The sequence below is a fragment of the Marisediminitalea oceani genome, assembly GCF_003731635.1.
Taxonomy (GTDB): Bacteria; Pseudomonadota; Gammaproteobacteria; order Enterobacterales; family Alteromonadaceae; genus Alteromonas; species Alteromonas oceani.
This window is the reverse complement of sequence record NZ_RCUA01000046.1, coordinates 1-22,722: the sequence shown is the minus strand read 5'-3', so window position 1 is coordinate 22,722 and position 22,722 is coordinate 1. Positions and strand designations below refer to the sequence as shown.

Genomic DNA, 22,722 nt, shown 5'->3' with positions numbered 1-22,722 from the left:
ACGGCGAAATTATAGCAAACATCCGCAGGCGAAAATAGCTAAGTCAGTATTTACAGTTCTCAACCGTGAAGCAAATTGCACAAAAAAAATACAGCGGGTTAACGAATTACCTGCTGTGCCCACTGGATAAGTTGTCCGGCTGGCATCGCACCGGCCTGGCGGCTGACTTCACGGCCTTGTTTAAACACTAACAGGCTGGGAATGCTGCGAATGGCAAATTGCTGACTTAACATGGGGTTAGACTCGGTATCGACCTTGGCAAAGATGGCTTTACCTTGTAACTGTTGAGCAGCCTGGGCAAATGCCGGGGCCATCATTTTACAGGGGCCACACCAATCTGCCCAAAAATCGACGATCACCGGTAGGTCAGATTTTTCGATAAAGCGCGCAAAATCAGACTGTCTTAACTCGACAGGGTGGGCGGGTAACAGGCCCTGTTTGCACTTGCCACACACCGGGTTGTCACTTAAACGCTCTGCCGGACTGCGATTGAGCCCCTGACAATGGGGGCAAACGATATGAATAGCACTCATGATTTTACTCCTATAAGCTATTTCTTATATGTTGTGCGCTTTTTCCCTTTCTCAAGGGCTGAATTGTGGTTCCCGGTGACTTATACTCTGCGCCGGATAACTACGGAGAAGCATTCATGCGTTACTGGCTGTTTAAATCGGAACCGGACGTGTTTGGTATCGACCACCTGGCTCAACGACCTGACCAAACCGAGCCATGGGACGGGGTGCGTAACTATCAGGCGCGTAATTTCCTGCGCGATGAGGTTAGCGTGGGGGATAAGGTGTTTTTTTATCACTCCAGTTGTAAAACGGTGGGTATTGCAGGTATTGCCGAGGTAGTTAAAGCCGGTTATCCCGATGCAACCCAGTTTGATCCGGAGTCGGACTATTACGATCCGAAAGCAACGCCTGACAAGCCGCGCTGGTTTAGTGTGGATGTAAAGTACGTGAGCAAGTTTGCCCGCGTGCTACCGCTGGGTATGATTAAAGACTGCCCGCAAATTACCGAATTGGGACTGGTGAAAAAAGGCCATCGCTTGTCTGTAATGCCGGTAACAGAAAGCGAATGGCACATTTTAAACGAGCTGGCCGGACGTCAGCTTTAATCCGGCAGTTCGTTCCACAGGCGGGCAAGGCCTTGTTGGCCGTATTGCCCCGGCAAGCCCCACAAGAAAGGCTCCGGTTGAATCATGCGGCCCTGGTCGAAGGTAAAGCCATCGGCACGGTCCTGAGCAACCAGTAGCGGCCCGTCTAAGTCGACAAACTGCACATCCGCGCACAGGCCATAGGCTGGCGCCATAGCCAGCGACGAGCCTACCATACAACCAATCATGATCTGCAGATTGTGCTCTTTAGCCGCGTGGTAAGCGCGAATTGCTTCGGTTAAGCCGCCGGTTTTATCCAGTTTAATATTGACCGCCTGATAGTACTTTGCCAGCCGCTCGATATCGGCACTCACGTGACAGGATTCATCGGCACACAGGATTACGGGACTGTTAAGCCCTGCCAGTTCCTCATCGGCTTCGGCAGGAACCGGCTGTTCTATTAGCGCAACACCAAGCTTAGCCATATCCGGCAGCAATTCATTCAGCATCGCTACCTGCCAGCCTTCATTGGCATCCACAATCAGCCGGCTTTGTGGTGAGGCTTCGTGGATGGCGGCCAGACGTTCCAGCACCTGATGTTCATCCAGCTTAATTTTAATTAGCGGCGCATTTTTAATTTCCAGTGCCTGGTTTTTCATCCCCTCTGGCGTATCAATGCTAAGGGTTTGCGCAGTGTAACAACGCTGTACCGTATAAAGGTTAGCCAGGCTGGCCACCGATTTACCCTTTACCTTGGCTTTTAAATCCCACAGTGCTGCGTCCAGCGCATTGCGTGCAGATCCGGCGGGTAGCAGGGTGAGTAAATCCTCGGTATCACAGACACTGGCAAAGGCGCCCTTTATGTCTTCCAGTTGCGCTAACACGGATTTGATTGATTCGTTATAGCGGGCATAGGGGACAGATTCACCCCAGCCATAATAATGGCCGTCGCTTACCAGTACGGTGATCACATCGGCCTGAGTTTTTGCGCCTCGTGAAATGCGAAACTCACGGGCCAGCGGAAAAGACTCAGTAAAGGCTTTAAAACTCAGACTCATTCCAATGCCTCCACTAACGCGCCAACGCCGTGGCGGATCGGGTCGACACAAGGCAGGCCAAGCTGCTCGGTCACGCTATTGCAATAGACCAGGGCTTCATCTTCGCTGACCGAAGACGTGTTTACCGATACGCCAATCACCTTCACATCGGGGTTAGTGATCCGCGCGGCGGTGAGATTCATTTCAATCACCTGTTCAAGACTGGGGAGTGGACGACCAGGCAGGGCGCGCATGTGGTCACGGTTCAATGCGTGGCAAATAACCAGTGCGTCAGGTTGCGAGCCGTGTAACAGTCCTAAGCTAACGCCTGCAAAAGCCGGATGATACAGCGAGCCCTGACCTTCGATTAAATCCCAGTGGTCATCGTCGTTGGCCGGGCAGAGTGCTTCAACACTACCGGAGATAAAGTCAGAGACTACGCAATCGACGGCTACGCCTTCACCGGCAACCAGAATACCGCTCTGGCCCGTGGCCCGGAAGGTGGCTTTTATGCCTTGACTCTGCATGCCTCGGGCCAGGCTCAGTGTGGTGTACATTTTACCCACTGAACAATCCGTACCTACGGTCAGCAAACGTTTGCCCGGGCGTTTGACGCCGGTACCGGTTTTAAATTTGGTGGTGGGGTGGCGAATGTCTATCAGGCGGCGACCGAGTGCCTGGGCTTTTTCAGCTATTTCAGGAATATCAGCCAGTTTATCGTGCAGGCCATTAATAATATCCATGCCGGCTTCCAGGGCGGTAATAATGGAAGCAACCAGCGACGGGTCAAGCACGCCGCCGCTGTTGGCAAAACCAAGTACAAATGCTTTGGCGCCTTGTTGCGCGCCTTCTTCAATGGTCATGGCTGGCAGGCCGGTGGTCACACTGCAGCCTGGCAGGGAATATTCGCCCACGCACATCTCAGGGCTCCAGTCCGCCGCGCTCTTAGCCATTTTGATGCTGAGCGGATCCGTAGCATTGCCGATAAAAAGTAAATAAGGGGAAGGCAGGTTCATGATAACTCCTTGAACAGAGGTCACATAAGGTGACTGAAGAAGACGAATACAATGGGTCTGTACCCTAAAGCCATCGACTAATGAATTCCAGCGTTATTCTTCATTAATAAAATGCTTCAGGGTCGGCCTCTGGTGGTCGTCTTTAACAATACGCGTTGAGCTGATCCAGATAGACTTGCTTATCGTCTTCGGGTAACCAGGTCACGGTAAAGGCATTGGCCATCAACGTTTTAAGATCTTCGCGGCTAAAGTCGCCCTCTTGCTGTAAGGCAATCAGGTTTTCGTTCATGTAAGCCCGAAAATAAGCCGGATCGTCGGAATTGATGGTGGCCAGCATGCCTTTATCGAGCATCTGGCGAATTTCGTTGGAGGTTAACGACTGCACCACAAACTGATTGGATACCGGGCACACGGTGAGCCCCAGTTTGTGGCTTTTAATCAGTTCACAAAGGTCATCAGATTCCAGCGAGTTAACCCCGTGATCAATGCGGTCCACGCCGATAATTTCGATGACCTGACGAATATGCTCCAGGGTGTTTTTCTGGTTCACATCACAATGCATGGTGAGCTTGAGGCCCCATTCTTTGGCCAGCTTAAACACTTCACGAAATTTTACCGGTGGGTTGTTGTGCTCATCGGAGTCAAGACCCACTCCAACCAGCCAGCCAAGGTAAGGCTTGGCCATAACTAAATGTTCCATGGCGCTTTCGGCCGACATATCGCGCAAAAAGCACATAATAAGCTGGCTGCGGATCCCCAGTTTTTCCTCTGCCGCTGTCTGCGCCTTTCTGATCCCGGTGATCACTGTATCAAAACTAACCCCACGACTGGTGTGGCCCTGAGGATCAAAGAATATTTCGGTATACACCACATTCTGCGATGCGGCTTTTTCCAGGTAATCCCAGGTTAGCTGATAAAAATCGTCTTCATCTATCAGCACGCTCATTCCGGCATAATAAATTTTCAGAAAAGAGGGTAAGTCGTGGAAATCGTAAGCAGCGATCAGTGCTTCAGGGGTATCGTAGGGGAGTTCGATGTTATTTTTCTTCGCCAGCGCAAAGCTCAGTTCGGGTTCCAGCGTGCCCTCAATATGAACATGTAACTCTGCCTTTGGCATACCTTCGATAAATGCTTGCATACACACTCCGTATTCTTGTTAGATGGTATTCATCGGGTTTTTGTGGAGATCATTCAGGTAAGTTTTGCAAGGATTATTCCCTGGCACGTAAAAATATAACCGCTTGTTTAAACAGAGGTTGTTATTCCTGATGGCCAGCCGGATGTGTCACAACGGTGCAAAATTGCCCGAAAACATGGCAAGCCACCAGATCTGGATTAGCGCCGAAGTTTGGGTTTACCCCGTTGCCAGAACTGCGCGCCGTCGTAAGGCAGGTCGTCTTCGACGGTAAAGGTTTTATCCGCAATGATCCGGCCATTCAGTTCCAGGGTCATTCGCCAGTCGCCCACTTTGTTACTCAGCGGTTGCCAAAGCGTATCGCCCAGATAGAAATCCCAGTCATTGGAGCGAATATACTCCTCGCCGTCAAAGGGCGGCATTGGAATACCGTCTTCGTCGGGAATGTCGGGATGATAAATGCAATAGCGAACCTGCTGATTTTTGGCGCGCTTTATGTTAACAATAAAGCCAAATTCTATATCCAGCTCCAATGGAATATGATTGGTGAACGTCTTAATTTTAGGTAGTGCTTTGGCGTCGGCATCCCACTTGGTGTGAATACCATAAGTGACTATTTCTATTATGGGTTTTGGCTTTGCCATAGAATGCTATTTCTAATTGTATGATAATTTTAATGTTAGCAAATTTAACCAAGGATTTCTGCCCCGCTTATGAAAACACTCCTCTTGTCTGTTTTGGTTTATGCCAGTTTGTTGCCAGTGGCCAGAGCCGGTGTAACCGTTCATCAGTTAGATGAAAATGTCTCGTTTCAGGCTGTCACCTGGCAGGATAATTACGCAGTAGCTTCCGGTACCTCTGGTGGGATTTATTTGTCTGGCGATGATGGCGCAAGCTGGCAGCAGATACCCGCTCCAACAGGCTCTGATAACAGGCAGTTTCGTGATAATCAACGGCTTACTAACGGCCGCCTGTTGGTGATGAGTGCCGGGGAAGGGCCGGATTCCGGCGTGTTTATCAGCGATGATAATGGCAAGCACTGGCAGCAGGTGTCACAGGGGCAGCAGCAAAGCACCTTTTATGACTGCTTTTATATGACTTCGCTGACCATGGGCTGGCTGTATGGCGATTCCGATGAGCAGGGCTTGTTTGTGCTGGCCACCAGCGATGGCGGACTAAACTGGCAAAGACAGTCTCTGCCCATCAAAGCCCAGTCATCAGAGGGCGGGTTTGCCTCCAGCGGTACCTGCCTCAATGAGGCTCCTGGCAGAGGAGTTGTGATTGGCACCGGTAATGGTGATACGCCGCGGCTACTGATGCTTGAGGGAAACCAATGGCAAAGTATTGAAAGCCCGATTGCCGGCGGCGAGGCTGGTGGGATTTTCTCTGTGCAGGCAACAGTAAATACCGTGTTTGTCAGTGGCGGCAGTCTTAAGCTTGCTGGCGCTCCGGCCAGTGCCTGGCAATATTTCTTTAATAGTGATACCTGGCAGGCATTACCTGAATTACCATTACAAGGCGCTGTATATGGCTCAGCTTTACTGGCTACAACCGAAGGCGTTGAGTACTGGGTGAGTAATCCTCAGGGCGTGGCAGTATTAAAACCTGGCGCCGATAAATGGCAAATAGTCAGCCAAAGTAATATCTGGAGCCTGGCCTGTCAGGCTGAGAAAGGCTGTATAGGCGTGGGTAAAAACGGCGTGGTGGAGCTGTACCGGTAACTCACCAGCAGGAATAAAAAAGCGCCCGGGACTGGGCGCTTTGGTAACTGCCTGTTAGATTAGTTAACCGGCACAACGACTACCGATTCCGGAGCGGTGTAACTCATGCTGTAATCCGCTGCGATGTCGCCACTGGCGCTATTGAGAATATTATCAAAGCGCATGATCACGTTGTTAGACTTCTCTGCAACATACACATGGCCATTGCTGAGCATTAAGTCTACCGGGTTGCCGAGCATAGAGTTCGGTCCGGCAATCATTACACTCATCTCAGCTAAGCCATTTGCCATACCGGCTGCCGGAATAACATAGAGCTTACCGTCGGTGGCACTGGCGGCGCTGCCCACATCAGAAATTACCAGACTATCAGACTGCGGATCGTAGTCTATGCCATGAATGTTAGTTGGCGCAGTGATGGGCGCTCCGCCCATAGCTGGCGTAATTAAGCGGTCTTCACCGGTAATCGTTGTCATGCCCGACATGAGTTGGCGGGTGACTTCGTCAAATACCGCTACAGTACCGTTAGTCAGGGCTACAAAAGCACGGTCGGTGGTAGCATCGTAGTCAACGTCCCACGGGCGCGCATCGTTACTTGCAACCAGTGAGAGCAGTGGCGCCACATCCCCTGACGCGCAAGACGAAAATACCTGCACCGCTGGGGTATCGGGATTGAACTCAGCCACAAAGACCAGTCCGTGAGCAGACGACACGTCCACCCCCTTCGGTGTAACCAAACCTGTATTGGCTCCCATAATCATGTGATCCTGAGACATTGTGTAACTGTCGTCATCCCGCATGCTGGCCAGGCGGTTGATGATGAGTACTCCACCCATGGCTGAATCGATATCATCGAAGGTAACGGCACCATCGCCTAAGGCGTCTATGGTAACACTTTCAATGCTCATGCCCGCATCAAAGCTGCCCAGGGTACTGCTGAGTACTGCACTGTAACGGGAGATTTGGCCGGTGGTCGGGCCCGCTGCCGAGGGATTACTCGATACCACAATGCCATTGATGGTTGTGGCGGTGAGCGCATTGTCCGATGCATCCATCAGGTCCATCGCCGGCATCACCTGAGCCAGAGACTCTGGTTTACTGGTAGTGGTTGCAAGGGTGGGGGCCATGTCGCCATCCGGCCCATCGAAAATGTTAGTGAAAACAAGGATGGCATCGTTCGACTTTTCTGCCACACGCAAAGTTGTGCCGGTAAGAATAATGTCTACCGGATTACCCAGCAACGACATCGGGCCGCCAACCTGACGGGCAGGTAATGTATTACCATCCGCCATTGCAGCATTATTGATCACAAACAGCTGGCCATCATCGGCCACGGCCGCATCGCCCACATCAGAAACAACCAGACGATCGCTCCCGGCGTCATAAACAATACCGTGCAGGTTTACCGAGAGCTGATTTCCATCGGCATCTGCCGGTACAATAGAACGCATGACTGTAGGCGAAAAACCGGATCCCATGACATTATCATAAACGGCTATAGTACCGTCGGTGAGAGCCACATACATGCGATCGTTAACTTCATCTACCGTGACATCCCATGGCTTGGCCGACAGCGGAATTTCTGCAACCGGCGTTACATCGCCTGCTGCCTGACTGCCAAAAATGCTGATCCGCATGCCGTTAAAATCCGCCACAAACACCATGCCGCTGTGCTCGGCCAGATGGATCCCTTTGGGGTTGGTAAGGCCGGTGTTGGCCCCGGTGATATCTTTGTCATAAGCAGGCATATACATGCCGCCGGAGCGGGATGTCATTCGGCACACCGTACGTAAGCTGCCGGTACTGCTGTCGCCAGCCTGAAACAGATTACCAGTGCTATCCAGCATCACACCTTCATTATTACCACTGGTGAACTGGCTTAACATAGCCGCATTTTGGTCGGCCCGGGTCAGGGTGCCGCGATTTGAATCGCCGTTGTTGGCAATTAAGAATACGCCTTGGGGTAATCCTGGTGCGCCATCGCTTCCATCGTTACCATCCGCGCCATCCATTCCAGCCGGGCCTGCAGGGCCAGTATCACCGTCATCTACGCAGCCGCTAAGTGCCAGGGTGAGTGACAGGGCGATGATCGACGGGCCTAAGCTCCAATGATAATTTGTATTCATTTTCCGTATCTCCTTGTAATGGGTATGACTGCCATACTGCAGGGTGATTTAAAGCAGCCGTCATTAGCCAAACGAGCGAGTTGCCGGACTGGATGCAAAATAATAAAAATAAATTTATAAAAGATTTAAAGGTATAAATAAAATATGGGTATCAGTGTGTTTTCCCTTGCTTAACGGCTATTTGCCTATACATCATTATCAGCAACCGACCCTGAACAGAGATGGAATTTATGGATAAAGCGCGACAATTGAGCCGGGCAAAACGACAGGCCGGACTCTGGTTACTCGGCGCGGCCGGCCTGTTTATCTGCATCAGTGTGTGGCAAACCTTACAACCATCGCTGAGTAACCATACTACTCTGGGCTTAATTAAAATGATGGCCGAGGCCGCGCTGGTAGGGGGGCTGGCTGACTGGTTTGCCGTAAGCGCGTTATTTCGGCCTATCCCGGCCTTTAAGCCGATCCCCCATACCAATATTGTGGCCCGCAATCAGCGCACGATAGCCGCTAATCTGGCCGAGTTTGTGAAAGAAAAGTTCTTTCATGAACAGGCTATCGAATCCCTGGTGGCGCGCAGTTCTCCGGCAAAAGCCATGGGCTTGTGGTTATCGCAAAGCAACAATGCTGCACGCCTGGCCCATTATGTGGCCGACAGTCTTACCGGCTTATTAAACGTGATTGATGACACGCCCATTCAACAAGCTCTGCGCCGCTCGGTAGACCGGGGCTTGCGCAAAATCCCAATGGCAGCCCTGCTGGCAGGTTCCCTCAGAGTGATGACCAGGGATAACCGTCACCAACAGCTGGTGGATAAGCTCATCGATAAGCTGGCCGGCGCATTACAAAGCGAGGAAACCCAGGCACTTATTGCCGATAAGCTCAACATCTGGCTGAAAACCGAGTATCGCCGGCTAGAGAAAATACTGCCCTCTGGCTGGTTAAGTGAGCAGGGAGCGGCAATTGCCGTTAGTGCCGTTAGCCACACCTTGCAGGATATTAGTAACGATCCGGCGCACCCGGTCAGGCAGGCGTTAAACGAACAGATCACCCGCTTTATCGACGGTCTTGAAACGGACCCGGTGGCGCAGCAAAAGCTTGAAGATTTCCGTAACCGGCTACTGGAAAGCGAGGCACTGCATAATTACCTGCAGCGGATCTGGCAGGATATTCATCAGTGGTTAAGTGATGATCTGGCCAACGCTGACGGTCAGGTGGTAAAACGACTGAGCCGGTTGTTCAGCGACACTGGCGCGAGACTTTTAGCCGATAAAGACTTACAGGCAGCAGTTAATCATCATATTGGCGTAGCCGCCCGTTATATCGCCCCGGAGCTGGCCGGTTTTCTTACCGAACATATTCGCCGCACCATTGAAAGCTGGGATGCCACCGACATGGCGCGTCAGATTGAATTAAATATCGGTAAGGACCTGCAGAAAGTGCGTATTAACGGCACCCTGGTTGGTGGCCTGATTGGCGGTGTGCTGTTTACTATTGAATATGCCATCAGTCAGCTTGTCTAAGCGGCCCGGGTATACTGACTGAAATATTGCTGCGCACACTGACGGCCCATTCGGTAACCTTTAATCAGCCTGGCTTTATTCATGGTCAGACGTTTTACCGGAAAGTCTGCCGGCGGCGCGATTATTTGTATTTTGCAATCGGCCGGCGGATTGGCAATAAACTTCAGTGTCTCGTTATAGGTGGCACTGCGCTGGTGGATTGTATTGATCAGTGCCGGATAATCGGCAAACATCTTGTCGGTCATCCACGGTGTTTTTTCTTCTGGTTTCTGATAGCCCCAGGACTGCGACAGAATAACCGTAATGTCGCGACAGCCTTGCTGATAAGCATGTTGTACCGGAATAGCGTCGGCCACGCCACCATCCACATAAAAATCATCCTCCAGTTGTGGCGGTGTACGGTAAACCAGCGGTAGGGCGCAGGTAGCTTCCATTAGTTCATCAATGTTTTCTGCAGTCGCCTGATGATACTCGGCGCGGCCAGTATGCATATTGGTAATTGCCACCTGCAGCGGTACCTGCTGGCTCAATGCGTCCACGTTGAGAGGGTAGCGTTCACGGGATTCACACCACAGCCATTTTACGTCAGTCATATGGCCTTTCATGACAAATCGCAGCGGATTAAAAAAGTCCCGCTGGGTTGCCATGCGTAAGACAATGCGACGGTTACGTTCGGCATTTCCTGTCAGGTAGCCTGCTGCACTGGTAGCGCCGGCAGAGACGCCCACCACCAGATCAAAAGGGTAATACTGTTGCTGCTGAAAACTGTCGAGGACGCCGGCGGCAAAGATGCCACGCATGGCGCCTCCTTCTACTACGAGGGCACGCTTCATAATGCAATTCCGTTTATTTTGCTGTCACCGTTAATTTACCGTACCGGAACAACAACCATTGATGAAATAAATTTTATTGATTAATCGGTATAAACGAATGAAGGGGCGGGCGGGGATTAAAAGTGTTTTTTGAGTATCCCCGGGCTACCGACTGGCAGGCCCGGGGAGATATTACAGGGCGGATTAGTGACGCTTAAACGGTGGTTTACCGCTAAAGTCTGTAGTTGGCTGCTCTGAGCCGACCTCAAACTGTGCAACGTCAACAACCCGAACACATTCGGTAGAGCGTTTAAATGGTGGCTTGCCGCGCAGGGTTACGGTTTTTACGTCTTCACATTGTGCGCTGGTTTCAAACTGGGCCACATCAACAGTACGGGCTTGTACAAAGGTACGCTTAAAAGGCGGTTTACCAGAGCGCTCAACAACCATGGTGGTATCGGTGTTGTTCATTTCTGGTGCAGCCTGGGCTGAAGTATGGGCAAATGACAAGCAGGAAACAGCTAATAAAGGCAAAATTGATAATTTCATTGTAGTGTCCTTGAAGATTTAAAACAGTTTTAGCATTTTTTATAGGCAATACGAGTGTAATTAAGCCCTTCATAAAAAGTAATACCATCTCGTGATAGTAATTAACTATCAACATTAAGGGTTACGCTTCACTTGGTGATAAGGATTGGTTTGAATTGTTATAATTTGGTGCGGTGTAGCACTTATTTTGTGCGCTGGCGGCGGATCTGCTGAGCGCATACCATTGAAAACAATCACCTACGTTTTGGTGCTTAATTTGCTGACTACTCTGTGAGTCTCAAAAGATGAACTCACCCCGGTAAGTCCTGAATCAGTCAGTGAGTGAGAATGCGTATGTTTGTTAAACCAGTTAAAACCCTGTTTGCCGCCATGGCAATGCTGGTAAGCACCAATCTTGCTCTGATCGCTTCAGTCCAGGCCAACAGCTTTGCACTGACTACCAGTGAAGGCGGTACGCTTTATCTGCAGAGTCAGGTGGATAACGAGTCTGATACGCTGTTTTTAATTGATACAGGCTCCTCGCTTACCGTACTTAATAAGGCAACCTTTGCCCGCATCAAACAAACTCAGCAGGTCACCGAAGATGGCCTGGTTATCGCCAGGCTGGCGAATGGCCGTCAGCATAAGGTGAAGCTGTATAATGTGCCGCTGCTAAGCCTGAGCAACGATTGCCAGTTTACTAATGTTAGCGTGGCAGTGATGAACAATGAGCACAACATTCTGGGCATGGAACTGCTTAGTCGTGCCGCACCGCTGGGCATTGAGTTGGCGCCAGCCAGACTTACCCTGAGCCAGTGCGACCAGTCGCAGCTCCACGCCAGCATTTCAGTCAGCGATTAGGCTTTACCTGGCTGGCAGGTATAGAGTGGCGATGCAGGATCCGTCTCGCCTCCCGTTTAACATCATCTCTTTTTCGCCAATTCCATAATAAATCCCGATGCCGGGTAATGGCTTCATCTGGCTGTGCAACAGGGTGCAGGTAACGCTCTGGTACCGGTTGCTCCATTGCCATATGGGTGAGTGGCGGTATTAGCCAGGGCGCAAAGAGTTCCTCGTTTGGCAGATGGGCAATTTCAGGCACCCACTGGCGAATAAAACTGCCGTCGGGATCGTTGTCTTCAGCCTGTTTTACCGGGTTATAAATTCGCAGGGTATTGGTGCCGGTTACGCCTGCCTGCATCTGAAACTGCGGGTAATGAATTCCCGGCTCAAAATCGAGGAACTGACGAGCCAGATGGTGCACGCCCAGTCGCCAGTCGATCAGCAGGTAATGGGTTAGAAAGCTCACCAGCATGGCACGCATGCGAAAGTTTAAATAACCAGTGTGATTAACACAGCGCATACAGGCATCTACCATGGGTATGCCGGTGGTGCCTGTTTTCCATGCCGTGAGGTCGGCTTCAACCTTGTCATCATCGCGATAAGGAAAGTGCTTATAGGCATGATTGACCGCGCGAAATTCCTGTTCGCACTCACTTTCGAATTTCTGAATAAAATGGCAATGCCAGTGTAATCGCGACGCAAAAGCGCTTAACGAACGCGGGCGTTTGCTGCCAGCACTTTGCAAAGCCTGATAAACCTGGCGCAGGCTGATATTGCCCCAGGCGAGGTAGGGCGACAGCCGGGAGCAGCTGTTAAAACTGGCCAGCGGGCTGGAGATATTACGGTGATAATGGGTGTGCCGGTCCGTCAGAAAACTTGCCAGCAGTTTATGGGCGTGGTGTTCGCCACCGGGCTGCTTGCTATCGTCGGGTTGATGCAAACGCGCGGCAATGTCGCCGGGTACCCGGTTAACCATAGATTTATTAACGTACCAGTGTGGGTGATGCAGATCAGTCGATAAAGCGGGTTGGGCCATCAGTTGTTGCCACCGCTGATGCCAGGTGCGCCGGTGAGTAATACCGCGCTGCACCCCGGCATAGGGAAATTCCCGCCAGTTGATGTCGTGCCTATTAAACAGCGCACTGAGTTGCTTATCCCGCTCAAAGGTACAATGCAGCCCGGTTTCGGCATAACTCACCACTTCGATGTGTGGGTGTGCTGCTATCAGCCGGCGAAAAAACGCCACAGCGTTATCGTAGCTGACATGCAGTTCGCCCCCGGCCGCCTGTAACGTGCGCTGCATGGCCAGCAGGCTTTGCCACACAAACCGCCAGTGGCGTTCTGAATGATGCGGGTCGGCCATGATATCCGGCTCAAAAAGATACAGCGGTAGCACCGGATAACCCTTATCGGTAGCAACAGATACTGCATGGTGAAGCGGTTCGTGATCCTGTAATCGCAGGTCACGCTTAAACCACACCACAGTGAGCTTGGGCGGTACCGATGTTGTCATAGATGCTTATTGGCGGGCTTGTTTTTCATGTTGAGCTATACGTGAGAGCAGGCCGTAGAGATTGCCTGCCAGAAAAATATATCTGCAAGCGCGCAGTGCAAGGATGTAACCAATTGGTGCACGTATCTCGCATTTGTCATAGCGATTGCGATGAATACAGACGTCTGCCGCTACATATTCAGGGCTTGACTGTTTGGTCAGGTATCTGGCACCACAATTGCTACTACATTGCCCATAGTTGTTAGCCCGCTGCAATCAGTCGATAAAGAAGCTGACCATTGCCAGCCTGCGGCGTTACCCGTTGCCACTCATTATCTTTGCCAGTCAGGAGTATTGTTATGTCTGCCACCCGTTATCCTCTCGCCGCGACACTGTTTATTAGTGTTTTGCTTAGTGCCTGTACTCCCCGGAATGAAACTAAGCAGGAAGCCGTGTCAGATACCGATGCACCGGTTGACACTCATGTATTTAAAGAGGAAGTGAAAACCCGCCAGGCATTAACGCAGGTTGCTCTTGGTCGGGAAACAGCCGAGTTGGTTATCCAGAACGTAACGCTGCTTAATGTGTTTACCCAGGAGTGGCTACCCGCACAGGATATCGTTATTGCGCATAACCGTATTGCCTGGGTGGGAGATACCGGTAGCTGGCCGGGCGAAACACAAAGCTCTTATGATGCAAACGGGCTGTGGGCAGTACCGGGATTTGGCGAGTCGCATAAACACATAGAAAGCTCTTACCTGACGCCGGAGTATGAAGCGGCGCTGGTGATCCCTCACGGCAATACCTGGACGGTGGAAGGCTCTCACGAGATATCCAATGTGGTGGGTAATCGTAACGCCGAATTCTGGCTTGAGGCAGAACGTAAAGGCAGCACGCTGAAAATCTTCCCGGCTATCGGTTCGGCCACGCCGCCAACGGTTTATGAATCGGGCGGTGGTTATTACGGTTATAACGAGATGCGCGATTTCTTAACCTATGATCCGCGTGTGGTAGCGCTGGGTGAAGTGATGGACTGGTCGGCAGTCATCAATGCCGATAACGGTGGTCACCAGCGTATCTGGGAAATGATTGAGGCAACCTACGACTACCGAGGTGTAGTAGAAGGCCATGGCATGAACCTTACCTCACAAACCGACATCAGTGCCTTCGCCGCGGCAGGGCTGGCCTCTGATCACGAGGTACGACTGGCTGATGAAGGAATTGAGAAATTACGCCGCGGCGTATTTTTAGAAATTAAACAGGCTGGCATGGACTCTTTGTTTCCGAAATTACTGGAAATTGGCCTAAAAGACTGGAGCAATATCTCGGTAACCACCGACGATCGCGACGTGTTTGCCACCCTGCAGCTGGGCTCGATGGATTATAATATTCGCAGCGCTATTGAACTGGGCGTGCCGCTTGAAATTGCTTACCAGCTGGGCAGTTATAATACGGCCCGCCATTTCAATATCGACCACCTGGTTGGTGCTCTGGCCCCGGGGCGTTATGCCGATGTTGTATTGTTGTCCGATCCGCAAACTGTGACGATTGAGCGGGTTTACGCCAATGGTCAGCTGGCAGCTGATAACGGCGAATACCTTTTACCCATCCCCGAAATAGAATACCCACAGTGGGCAACTGATACCATGAATGTGGGACGGGAACTTATAGCCGCAGATTTTGTTATAACCGCTCCTGAGGGTCGTGAAACGGTGAAAGCTGCAGTGTTGGAGCCGTTCTGGTTTGAGCCGGAGTTTATCACCAAAGAGCTGCCTGTGGCTGAGGATGGCACCGTTAAAGCCGACCCGGAAGCAGGCCTGATTAAGGTGGCCGTAGTCGACCGGTATCATGGTACGGCGGCGGTGTCGAAAATGATCTGGCAAAACGTGGGGCCTAAAACACCGGGTTCGGCACTGGCCAGTTCGCAGTCTCATGATCTGCACAATATCTGGACTATGGGTAACGACGATTATGCCATGGCGCTGGCGGCCAACACCGTAGCCAATATGGGCGGCGGCTGGGCGCTGGTGAATGATGGCAAGGTGGTTGCCACGGTGCGCCTGGACGTTGGCGGATTAATGACAGCCCGGCCGGTAAATGAGGTCGCAGCAGAAATGGAAAAGCTTCATCATCAGGCCGATAAAATGGCCTGGATTAATGCCAATGGATTACCGGAAAGAATGCGTTTTGCTTTTTTAACCGCAGCGCCGTGGAAGTGGCAACTGGTAGCGCCTTATGAGGGGAATCCGGGCGGTCTGGTGGACGTAACCACCGGCAATACTCACGAAATCATCTGGTAAGCCAGGCCCATTATGACTGGTATGCTAAGGGTGTTACTGATGCTGCTCTGCCTGCCCGGAGTAGCTCAGGCTCACCTACTGAATATGACCCGGGTTAACGTTACCGTTAGTGACGAAGGTCAGGCCGTGGTGACCATGGATGTGGATTTAACCAAAGCCATGGAGGGCGGGGAAGCTTACTATGCCTTAACCCGGACTACCGAGCCGCAACAGTCGACACGCTTTGCCCAGCTGCTTGCCGGGCTTGAACAAGCCAGCCAAATTAGCCTGGGCGACAAACAGCTCAGCTGGCAGTTTAGCGCTGTAAGCTGGCCCGATGCGCCAGCGGAGGATTTTACCTCGGGGCTGGCCTGGCCCATGACCCGCTTTGTATTTACGCTGGACCTGCCGGATAATTTTACCCGGAGTGCTCTGGTTGCGGTGTTCACCGATGCGTTTAAATTTGAAGAGCCTATTGCGCTCAACATTAGTTATAACAGTGAGCAGGTTACTTTAAGTCGCTGGCTGGTGCGTAATCAGGCCAGTCCGGCCTTTTATTTCAATGCGCAGCCACCGGCAGAAGGTCTTACCAGTGCTGATGTAAAGCTATGGGCCAACTACCTTAAACAGGGCATGCTGCATATTGTGCCCTTTGGTTGGGATCATGCGCTATTTGTTCTGGGACTGTTTTTAGGCGTGGCTTCACTGCGCCAACTGGCATTGCTGATCACCGGCTTTACCCTGGCCCATACAGTAACGCTTGGCCTGGCGACTTATGGCGCTATTGTGGTGAGCGGGCACATTATTGAGCCTGTGATTGCGCTGTCGATTGCCTGGATTGCGATTGAAAACCTGTTATTTAAGCCTCACCCGGTCTGGCGGTTTATGCTGGTATTCGGTTTTGGTCTGGTGCACGGGCTGGGCTTTGCTCAGGCGTTAAAGGAACTGGGTATTCCATCGTCGGGTTACGTTGGAGCATTGGTTAGCTTTAACCTTGGGGTAGAGTTTGCTCAACTGGGTATCGTGATACTTGCCTTTGTGATAATGAAACTGATCAAGCGTTTTTCTCGCCTCACTGCTATGGTTACCCGCGGTGGTTCGGTATGTATCGCGCTGCTCGCCGGTTTTTGGTTTGCTCAGCGCGTGCTGGGTTAGTTGTTACTAAATATAGTCACTTTGATTTATGTGATTAAATATAGTAACTTTATGGCAAGTGACTAAATACCGAAATACGCTAACGCTGAGGACAATGCGATGAAAAGTACTGAAAATGCCGAAAATTCAGCACTAATAGCGGTGATTACCGGCGATCTGGTTGGTTCCAGTAAATTATCCGGCGAGGCATTCAGCCAGGTCATTTTAAACCTGGAGCGCTTGCTAAAATCCTTTCGGGCCCGTTACGATGCGGCCTTTGATATCTTTCGGGGTGACAGTTTTCAGCTGGTGGTTGCGCCGCCGCTGGCCGCGAGATTAGCCACCATCATTGATTTATCCTTACGCAGTGGTGAACCCGCAGTTGCGGTACGCCAATGCATTGGACTAGGGAAGGGAGAAGCTCCCGGGCAAAACGTCAAAACGGCAACCGGCGAAGCTTACGTACTTTCCGGTCACGGTCTGGACAAACTCAAAGGCCGTGGGCTGACTATTGCCAGTGCTGACAAAGCGTTTACGGAGCACTGTGAACTGCTTACCCGTTTTTTCGACAGCCACCTCGACCGCTTAACATCTACTCAGGCTCAGGTTGTACTGGCTTATCTGATGGCGGATAATAAATCCCATGAACATCTGGCCCGGGTGCTGGATAAAAAGCGCAGTAACGTAACACGGATATTAAATACCAGTCAGTACCATTTAATTACTGACTATCTGGCGCATTTTGCCGCCCAGGTGAAAAAGGACTTTGCCCCATGACTACCATGACGCTGTTGGTATTATTGATTGCCGGCCATATTATGGCCGATTTTTACCTGCAGCCCTCACACTGGATATCACAGCGTACCCAACGTCACTTTTCTGCTCCCTGTCTGTATTGGCATGGTGGAATTCACGGCCTGATAGCTGCGCTTATTCTTGCCTTGTTAACCGATTTACATCCGCTAAAAGTGGCCGCCTATGCGCTGTTGTTGGGCGGCTCACATATTGTTATCGACGGTCTGAAATCTTACGCCGCCTCATCCATGAAAGCGTTTGTGGCCGACCAGCTGGCGCATATTGTGGTTATCGGCTTTGTGGTATTGCTGGTTTGGCAGCCCGAGCAAGCTACGGTAAATGCCTGGCTCAAACAGTCACTAAACTACAAAACAGTGGCGATTATGACTGGTTACCTGCTAGTGCTGCGGCCGGTATCGATTGTTATCAAGCAGATCCTTGCGCCCTGGAGCAATGCCATAGAAGCCGATAAACCCGATGAGGAAAGTGAAACCACTTTGCAGGCCGCCGGGCAGAACATCGGTTATCTGGAAAGAGTACTGGTACTGACCTTTATTTTGCTGAATCAGTTTGCTGCGATTGGTTTTTTGCTGGCGGCAAAATCGGTGTTTCGCTTTGGCGATTTGCGCCAGAGTGAAGATAAAAAGCTCACTGAATATGTGATGCTAGGTACACTCACCAGTTTTGCCTTGACCATTGCGGTTGGTTTGCTGGTGAGCAGTCTGGCCACGCAGTTACCCGTTGGCAAATAGCATTTAGCCGGCAAAATACTGTTGTTGTATACGCTGGCAGTAGTCGTTCAGGTTTGAGTACTGTCGGGCCAGACGGGTAAAGTCGTTATCTAAATCCACTAAAATGGCTTCGGCCAAAAAGGCATAAACCGTTGCATCCAGTGAACTAGGTTTGTCGCCAAGGCAAAAAAGGTTATCGCCTATCAGTACCGACAACGCATCGAGCGTTTGCCGGGTAATACTCAGTACTTCTTCCTTATTATGGCGACCGGTTCCCTGCTGATAAACCTGCTTGCTAACGCCCCGACGAGCGACCAGCGGCACAATGGTGCTAAGCGGGAAGGGCAGCTTACCAAACAGCGCGTTTTTCACGGTTGGCCAACTGGCGCTATCAATCCAGCGAAAATACACCAGGCACCAGTAAAAATTCTCGTCCAGCGATTTACTGATAAGCGTGGCTACAGCTTGTTGCTGCGGCGATAAATGACTGTCGAAATCAGACGCGTAGCGGTCTTTAAGATGACTGATAATAAAAGTGGAGTCGCACACAATGGTGCCATTATCGTCGAGGTAGGGCAGCTTTTTCTTGGGCGCCTTAAATACGTAATTAACGTTACCGTTGTATTGGTAGTCAATGTTTGCCAGGCGCAAAAACGCAGCGACTTTGAGTACAAAAGGGCTTGGGTCGTACATGCCCAGCCCCGGGCCAAATCCATACAATGTCATCATCTGTGATGTCCTTATGCCATCAAGCCAACAGGGCTTGAGTTAATCACAGATAGCCGCAAAAGTAACTAACGCTGTTTGTATTGGGTAGGGCAGTAACCGCGGTTAATATCGGGTGAGCGAAGTTTAAGGTGTTTAGTGGTGCGCCCGGCTGTGCGCTTGCGCCAGAGCCGAAAACTAGAGGGCTTGAGTTCACTGCGCATAAGTTTAATCACGCCGTCCTGAGACAGGCCGTACTCCTTTTCAATGGCTTCAAAGGGGGTGCGATCCTCCCAGGCCATTTCGATGATACGAGACAGGGTGGCGTCGGTAAGCTGATGTTTTGATGGCATGCAATCTCTCCTGCTAATGCCACCAATACGCGATGTTACGGAGTTTGGATTGGTTTAATTTACCACAAACTGGCTCAGGCCTTTACGGGTTGAGCTGGCCAGTGACTGAGCGTGTTCGGCCTGTTCCACACTCGACGCCATCGAGTGCTGAATATCCATACTGAGCTTAGTGATCTGGCCGGCAATTTCGGTAGCCTGGGCCTGCTGAGATTCCAGTACATTTACTGAATTCATGATCAACTGGAAGGCTTCCATGTTTTGTTTGAAGTCGTCCATCATTTGCTCAAACGTTGAGGAGGTATCACTGATACTTTGTTGCATTTGACCAGACGCATCAATAAGGCGGCTGGACTCCTGCTGGGTCTCGCCCACCAGGGTTTCCATCTCATTCAGGAAGCTGCTGATCTGCTGGGTAGCATCGGCCACTTTAGCCGACAGGCTGCGTACTTCATCGGCCACCACGGCAAAGCCACGGCCTGCTTCACCAGCTCGTGCTGCCTCAATGGCGGCATTCAGGGCCAGCAGGTTGGTTTGATCGGCAAAGCCCTCAACCATTTTCAGAATATTGCGCACGTTATCGGCGTTGTTCTGTAACCCGCGAACCGTTTCTGAGAACTGATTAAGAAGCTGAGTGATCCGCTCAATTTGCTGCTTTGAGGTAATAAGCGTTTGATTGGCGGTGGTAGCATTGGCCTGGTTCTGGCTGTTTGTGGTGGAAACCTGTTCTGAGGCCGACACAATGTCGTGAATGCTATGACCCACCTGTTGTGACGACTGGCTGATATTGTCGCTTAGGTGCTTTTGAGTAGCGGCCTGGCTATCAACGTTTTTAACCAGTGTACACACTTCTTTATTGGCGTCGCTGGAACGTTCGGCGTCTTTGTAAACCTGCTCAATCAGCTCACTAAGGTTATGGGCAAATTTATTATAAGCCGCCGACAGTTCGCTGAATTCATCACAGGTAAATGCGGGGAGGCGGGTAGAGAGGTCGCCCTGGGTATGGTTGATATCGTTAAGGGTGTTCAGCAGCGCTTTTACTGGTTTCACAATGAGGTGATGCATGTAAAAAATGGTAAAGGCAAAACTCAGGGTACTCAGAATAAACAGTGTAATCAGCGTAGACTGGTAGCTATCCTGCGACTCAGCCGGGCTGTTCATCAGGGCGTAAAACAGGTAGAAATTTGCCAGCTGGAACAAAAACAAAAAGCTGATGTTACCGATTATCTTTCGGGTGAGAGTGTAAAAGAACGTTTTTTCAATTACATCGTAAGTGTGCCAAAACCATTGTGTCATAGCGTGAACTTCGCCCTTTTTTATACATTTATAATAGTTTAGTACTGTTACTTTAGTATAAGTAAGCTATTAAGCCTATGTATAGCGCCAGATCAAGCAACAATAAATGCAAAAAAAGAAGTGCAAAGCATGCAGAAGGGCGCAGCACCGAGATACGATGCTATGCCCGAGGGAGAATTAAAGACTAGTGCAATCGGGTATTGAGCTCATCTATTACTTCTGCCCATTCGGCATCTTCAGCCAGAGCCTGGCGCAGAAAACTGGCCTGGGCATCGTTCCAGAATGGCGCGTCGGCGAGCGGCTGGGCAGACTTTAGTCCGCGATGCTCACTGATAAATTTTTCGATAGCCGGTTCGTCAGACGGTAAACCTAACTGCACGAATAAATCGTTAATACCGGGTTGTTGAGTAAACATAGTTGCCTCCTTGGGTGCGTTTATGTCTCATTAATGGTTACGCGCCCGGCCCGGAATTGGACCAATAACACGCAGGCACGACAACCGGGAGGCGTGCCGCCTGAGGTAAATAAAAGCGCCTCCGGGTTAAACTCCCTTCTGATTCGCCGCCGGAAAGTGGTAACCTATGTTTTGTATCTAGTTTAACTTCAGAGGTAGAAATGAATTCGCGGGTAGTATTATTGGCCGTAGGCGTGTTGGTATTGGCACTGGGTATTGGTTATATGGTGTATGAGCAGGATAACAGTGCCCCGGTTACGACCATCCCGGCGGGCCCTGAGTCGCAAACTTCACCGGTGAACCCGGCTGAAGCCACAGTGAAAGATATGGCTTTAGGCAATCCCATGGCTCAGGTTCAGGTAGTAGAATATGCCTCTTTTACCTGCCCGCACTGTGCATCATTTCATAATAATGCCTTTAAACCGCTTAAAGAAAACTACATTGATACCGGTAAAATTCGCTTTGTATTTCGCGAAGTTTATTTCGATCAGTTTGGCCTGGTTGCTTCGATGATTGGCCGCTGTTCCGGCAATAGTGAAGATTACTTTAACTTTGTAGATAAGGTGTTTGGACAGCAGCAACAGTGGATGGCCAGTCGCGACGGTAATACCATCCTTAACGAATTGGTAACACTGGGTAAGTCTGTGGGCCTGAATGACGAACAGCTGCAGGCTTGTTTAGGTGATGAAGCCAAATCTGAAAGGCTGATTAACTGGTATCAGCAAAACGCCAAAGCCGATGGGATCCGCTCAACGCCAAGCTTTGTGGTAAACGGTAAGTTAATGTCGAATATGAGTTTCGAAGAGTTTGCTAAAGTGCTGGATAAAGAACTGGGACTATAATCAGGAACAAGCTGGCGTGATTGGCGCAGACTATTCATGGTCTGCGTCCTGCGGACCATGCTAAAGCATGTCCCAAAACGTTTCGGACGTTTCGGTAAACCCGGGATCGTTTTCAGCACCCAACAACCTTCACAAATAAAAAAAGCTTGACGGTTGGTAATTTCGGCGGGATTTGCGCAGACAATTAATGGTCTGCGTCCTACGGACCATGCTAAAGCATTTCCCAAAAGGTTCCGGACGTTCTGGTGAACCCGGGATCGTTTTCAGCCCCCAACAATCACCACAAGTAAAAAAGCCTGCCGGTTGGTAATTTCGGCGGGATTTGCGCAGACCATCCATGGTCTGCGTCCTGCGGACCATGCTAAAGCATGTCCCAAAACGTTCCGGACGTTTTGGTGAATCCGTGATCGTTTTCAGCACCCAACAATCACCACAAATAAAAAAGCCTGCCGATTGGCATGCTTTTTTTATTTGGAGCTGGCGGGATTTGAATTATGGTTTTAATGTGTTGATTTAAAATATTCTTCTAATTTGTGGAGCAGTATTGGGGTGCTATATAGGGTGCTTTAACCACGTTCTACCTGTTCTCGCGCGCGTGGTAGATGTCTGAAAATACCCTTTTTTATAGTGTAAAAAATTACCCTTTATTATTTGCTATGTTTCCAGTTTCTAGAGCTTGTTTTCCCTTTAAGTCCAGACATTACACTTCCCCTGAGTTTTCCTTTCTTTAAGCGCTTTTTATTAACTTGCTTTGTAAGCGATCAATTTAGACCGTCTTTTCCCGGCGGAGCTACCCCGTAAAATAGTCCC

At 50.6% G+C, this 22,722-nt stretch carries 22 protein-coding genes; 9 read left to right on the top strand and 13 right to left on the bottom strand.

The window, feature by feature from the left end:
- Positions 1-98: 98 nt before the first annotated feature.
- On the bottom strand, positions 99-533 hold the full coding sequence (gene trxC, locus D9T21_RS14255) for a thioredoxin TrxC (RefSeq protein WP_452039048.1): 435 nt from the start codon (positions 531-533) through the stop codon (positions 99-101).
- Between the two features lie 116 nt (positions 534-649).
- Here trxC and D9T21_RS14250 point away from each other — a divergent pair, with 116 nt between their 5' ends.
- Positions 650-1,120: an EVE domain-containing protein gene (locus D9T21_RS14250; protein WP_105934017.1), complete on the top strand. Its 471-nt coding sequence runs from the start codon at positions 650-652 to the stop codon at positions 1,118-1,120.
- On the opposite strand, the gene dgcA is transcribed toward D9T21_RS14250, so the two are convergent.
- The 4 genes from dgcA to D9T21_RS14230 all read right to left on the bottom strand — a co-directional run bounded on the left by dgcA (position 1,117) and on the right by D9T21_RS14230 (position 4,931).
- Positions 1,117-2,157 (bottom strand): N-acetyl-D-Glu racemase DgcA, encoded by a 1,041-nt coding sequence (gene dgcA, locus D9T21_RS14245; protein ID WP_123325627.1) that lies wholly within the window; start codon positions 2,155-2,157, stop codon positions 1,117-1,119. The two genes, D9T21_RS14250 and dgcA, sit on opposite strands and share 4 nt — an antisense overlap.
- Entirely contained in the window at positions 2,154-3,152 is a 999-nt protein-coding gene (gene dgcN, locus D9T21_RS14240) for an N-acetyltransferase DgcN (protein ID WP_105934015.1), read from the bottom strand. The genes dgcA and dgcN overlap by 4 nt, the downstream gene beginning before the upstream one ends.
- 142 nt (positions 3,153-3,294) lie before the next feature.
- Complete coding sequence (gene add, locus D9T21_RS14235) at positions 3,295-4,290, bottom strand: adenosine deaminase (protein WP_123325626.1); 996 nt, start codon at positions 4,288-4,290, stop codon at positions 3,295-3,297.
- A 197-nt stretch (positions 4,291-4,487) separates the two neighbouring features.
- Positions 4,488-4,931: a DUF3859 domain-containing protein gene (locus D9T21_RS14230; protein ID WP_105934013.1), complete on the bottom strand. Its 444-nt coding sequence runs from the start codon at positions 4,929-4,931 to the stop codon at positions 4,488-4,490.
- A 69-nt stretch (positions 4,932-5,000) separates the two neighbouring features.
- Here D9T21_RS14230 and D9T21_RS14225 point away from each other — a divergent pair, with 69 nt between their 5' ends.
- Complete coding sequence (locus D9T21_RS14225) at positions 5,001-6,008, top strand: hypothetical protein (protein WP_241155718.1); 1,008 nt, start codon at positions 5,001-5,003, stop codon at positions 6,006-6,008.
- A 59-nt stretch (positions 6,009-6,067) separates the two neighbouring features.
- On the opposite strand, the gene D9T21_RS14220 is transcribed toward D9T21_RS14225, so the two are convergent.
- Positions 6,068-8,131: a collagen-like triple helix repeat-containing protein gene (locus tag D9T21_RS14220; protein ID WP_123325625.1), complete on the bottom strand. Its 2,064-nt coding sequence runs from the start codon at positions 8,129-8,131 to the stop codon at positions 6,068-6,070.
- A gap of 230 nt (positions 8,132-8,361) precedes the next feature.
- Here D9T21_RS14220 and D9T21_RS14215 point away from each other — a divergent pair, with 230 nt between their 5' ends.
- On the top strand, positions 8,362-9,651 hold the full coding sequence (locus tag D9T21_RS14215) for a DUF445 domain-containing protein (RefSeq protein ID WP_123325654.1): 1,290 nt from the start codon (positions 8,362-8,364) through the stop codon (positions 9,649-9,651).
- Here the strand turns inward: D9T21_RS14215 and D9T21_RS14210 are convergent.
- Positions 9,648-10,484, bottom strand: a complete 837-nt coding sequence (locus D9T21_RS14210; RefSeq protein ID WP_123325624.1) for a patatin-like phospholipase family protein — start codon at positions 10,482-10,484, stop codon at positions 9,648-9,650. The two genes, D9T21_RS14215 and D9T21_RS14210, sit on opposite strands and share 4 nt — an antisense overlap.
- A gap of 183 nt (positions 10,485-10,667) precedes the next feature.
- Positions 10,668-11,012, bottom strand: a complete 345-nt coding sequence (locus D9T21_RS14205; RefSeq protein WP_123325623.1) for a hypothetical protein — start codon at positions 11,010-11,012, stop codon at positions 10,668-10,670.
- A 327-nt stretch (positions 11,013-11,339) separates the two neighbouring features.
- On the opposite strand from D9T21_RS14205, the gene D9T21_RS14200 reads away from it, so the two are divergent.
- A complete protein-coding gene (locus D9T21_RS14200) occupies positions 11,340-11,852 on the top strand; it encodes a retroviral-like aspartic protease family protein (RefSeq protein WP_123325622.1) in 513 nt (170 codons plus the stop codon).
- Here D9T21_RS14200 and D9T21_RS14195 read toward each other — a convergent pair.
- Positions 11,842-13,347: an FAD-binding domain-containing protein gene (locus D9T21_RS14195; RefSeq protein WP_123325621.1), complete on the bottom strand. Its 1,506-nt coding sequence runs from the start codon at positions 13,345-13,347 to the stop codon at positions 11,842-11,844. The genes D9T21_RS14200 and D9T21_RS14195 overlap by 11 nt on opposite strands.
- Positions 13,348-13,685: 338 nt before the next feature.
- Between D9T21_RS14195 and D9T21_RS14190 the strand changes: the two genes are divergently transcribed.
- The 4 genes from D9T21_RS14190 (at position 13,686) to D9T21_RS14175 (ending at position 18,286) form a co-directional block, all read left to right on the top strand.
- Positions 13,686-15,626, top strand: a complete 1,941-nt coding sequence (locus D9T21_RS14190; RefSeq protein WP_123325620.1) for an adenine deaminase — start codon at positions 13,686-13,688, stop codon at positions 15,624-15,626.
- Positions 15,627-15,638: 12 nt separating this feature from the next.
- Positions 15,639-16,760 (top strand): HupE/UreJ family protein, encoded by a 1,122-nt coding sequence (locus D9T21_RS14185; protein ID WP_123325619.1) that lies wholly within the window; start codon positions 15,639-15,641, stop codon positions 16,758-16,760.
- Between the two features lie 99 nt (positions 16,761-16,859).
- On the top strand, positions 16,860-17,516 hold the full coding sequence (locus tag D9T21_RS14180) for a hypothetical protein (RefSeq protein WP_123325618.1): 657 nt from the start codon (positions 16,860-16,862) through the stop codon (positions 17,514-17,516).
- Positions 17,513-18,286, top strand: a complete 774-nt coding sequence (locus D9T21_RS14175; RefSeq protein ID WP_123325617.1) for a DUF3307 domain-containing protein — start codon at positions 17,513-17,515, stop codon at positions 18,284-18,286. The genes D9T21_RS14180 and D9T21_RS14175 overlap by 4 nt, the downstream gene beginning before the upstream one ends.
- 3 nt (positions 18,287-18,289) lie before the next feature.
- Here the strand turns inward: D9T21_RS14175 and D9T21_RS14170 are convergent, their stop codons facing one another.
- The 4 genes from D9T21_RS14170 to D9T21_RS14155 all read right to left on the bottom strand — a co-directional run bounded on the left by D9T21_RS14170 (position 18,290) and on the right by D9T21_RS14155 (position 21,031).
- On the bottom strand, positions 18,290-18,994 hold the full coding sequence (locus D9T21_RS14170) for a glutathione S-transferase family protein (RefSeq protein ID WP_123325616.1): 705 nt from the start codon (positions 18,992-18,994) through the stop codon (positions 18,290-18,292).
- 65 nt (positions 18,995-19,059) lie between these two features.
- The gene (locus tag D9T21_RS14165; RefSeq protein ID WP_123325615.1) at positions 19,060-19,323 is read right to left on the bottom strand and encodes a TIGR03643 family protein; all 264 of its coding nucleotides are present in this window, start codon (positions 19,321-19,323) and stop codon (positions 19,060-19,062) included.
- A gap of 54 nt (positions 19,324-19,377) precedes the next feature.
- The gene (locus tag D9T21_RS14160; protein ID WP_123325614.1) at positions 19,378-20,616 is read right to left on the bottom strand and encodes a methyl-accepting chemotaxis protein; all 1,239 of its coding nucleotides are present in this window, start codon (positions 20,614-20,616) and stop codon (positions 19,378-19,380) included.
- A gap of 184 nt (positions 20,617-20,800) precedes the next feature.
- Positions 20,801-21,031 (bottom strand): DUF2789 domain-containing protein, encoded by a 231-nt coding sequence (locus D9T21_RS14155; protein WP_105933999.1) that lies wholly within the window; start codon positions 21,029-21,031, stop codon positions 20,801-20,803.
- A 200-nt stretch (positions 21,032-21,231) separates the two neighbouring features.
- On the opposite strand from D9T21_RS14155, the gene D9T21_RS14150 reads away from it, so the two are divergent.
- A complete protein-coding gene (locus tag D9T21_RS14150; RefSeq protein ID WP_123325613.1) occupies positions 21,232-21,912 on the top strand; it encodes a DsbA family protein in 681 nt (226 codons plus the stop codon).
- The last annotated feature ends 810 nt before the right edge of the window (positions 21,913-22,722 follow it).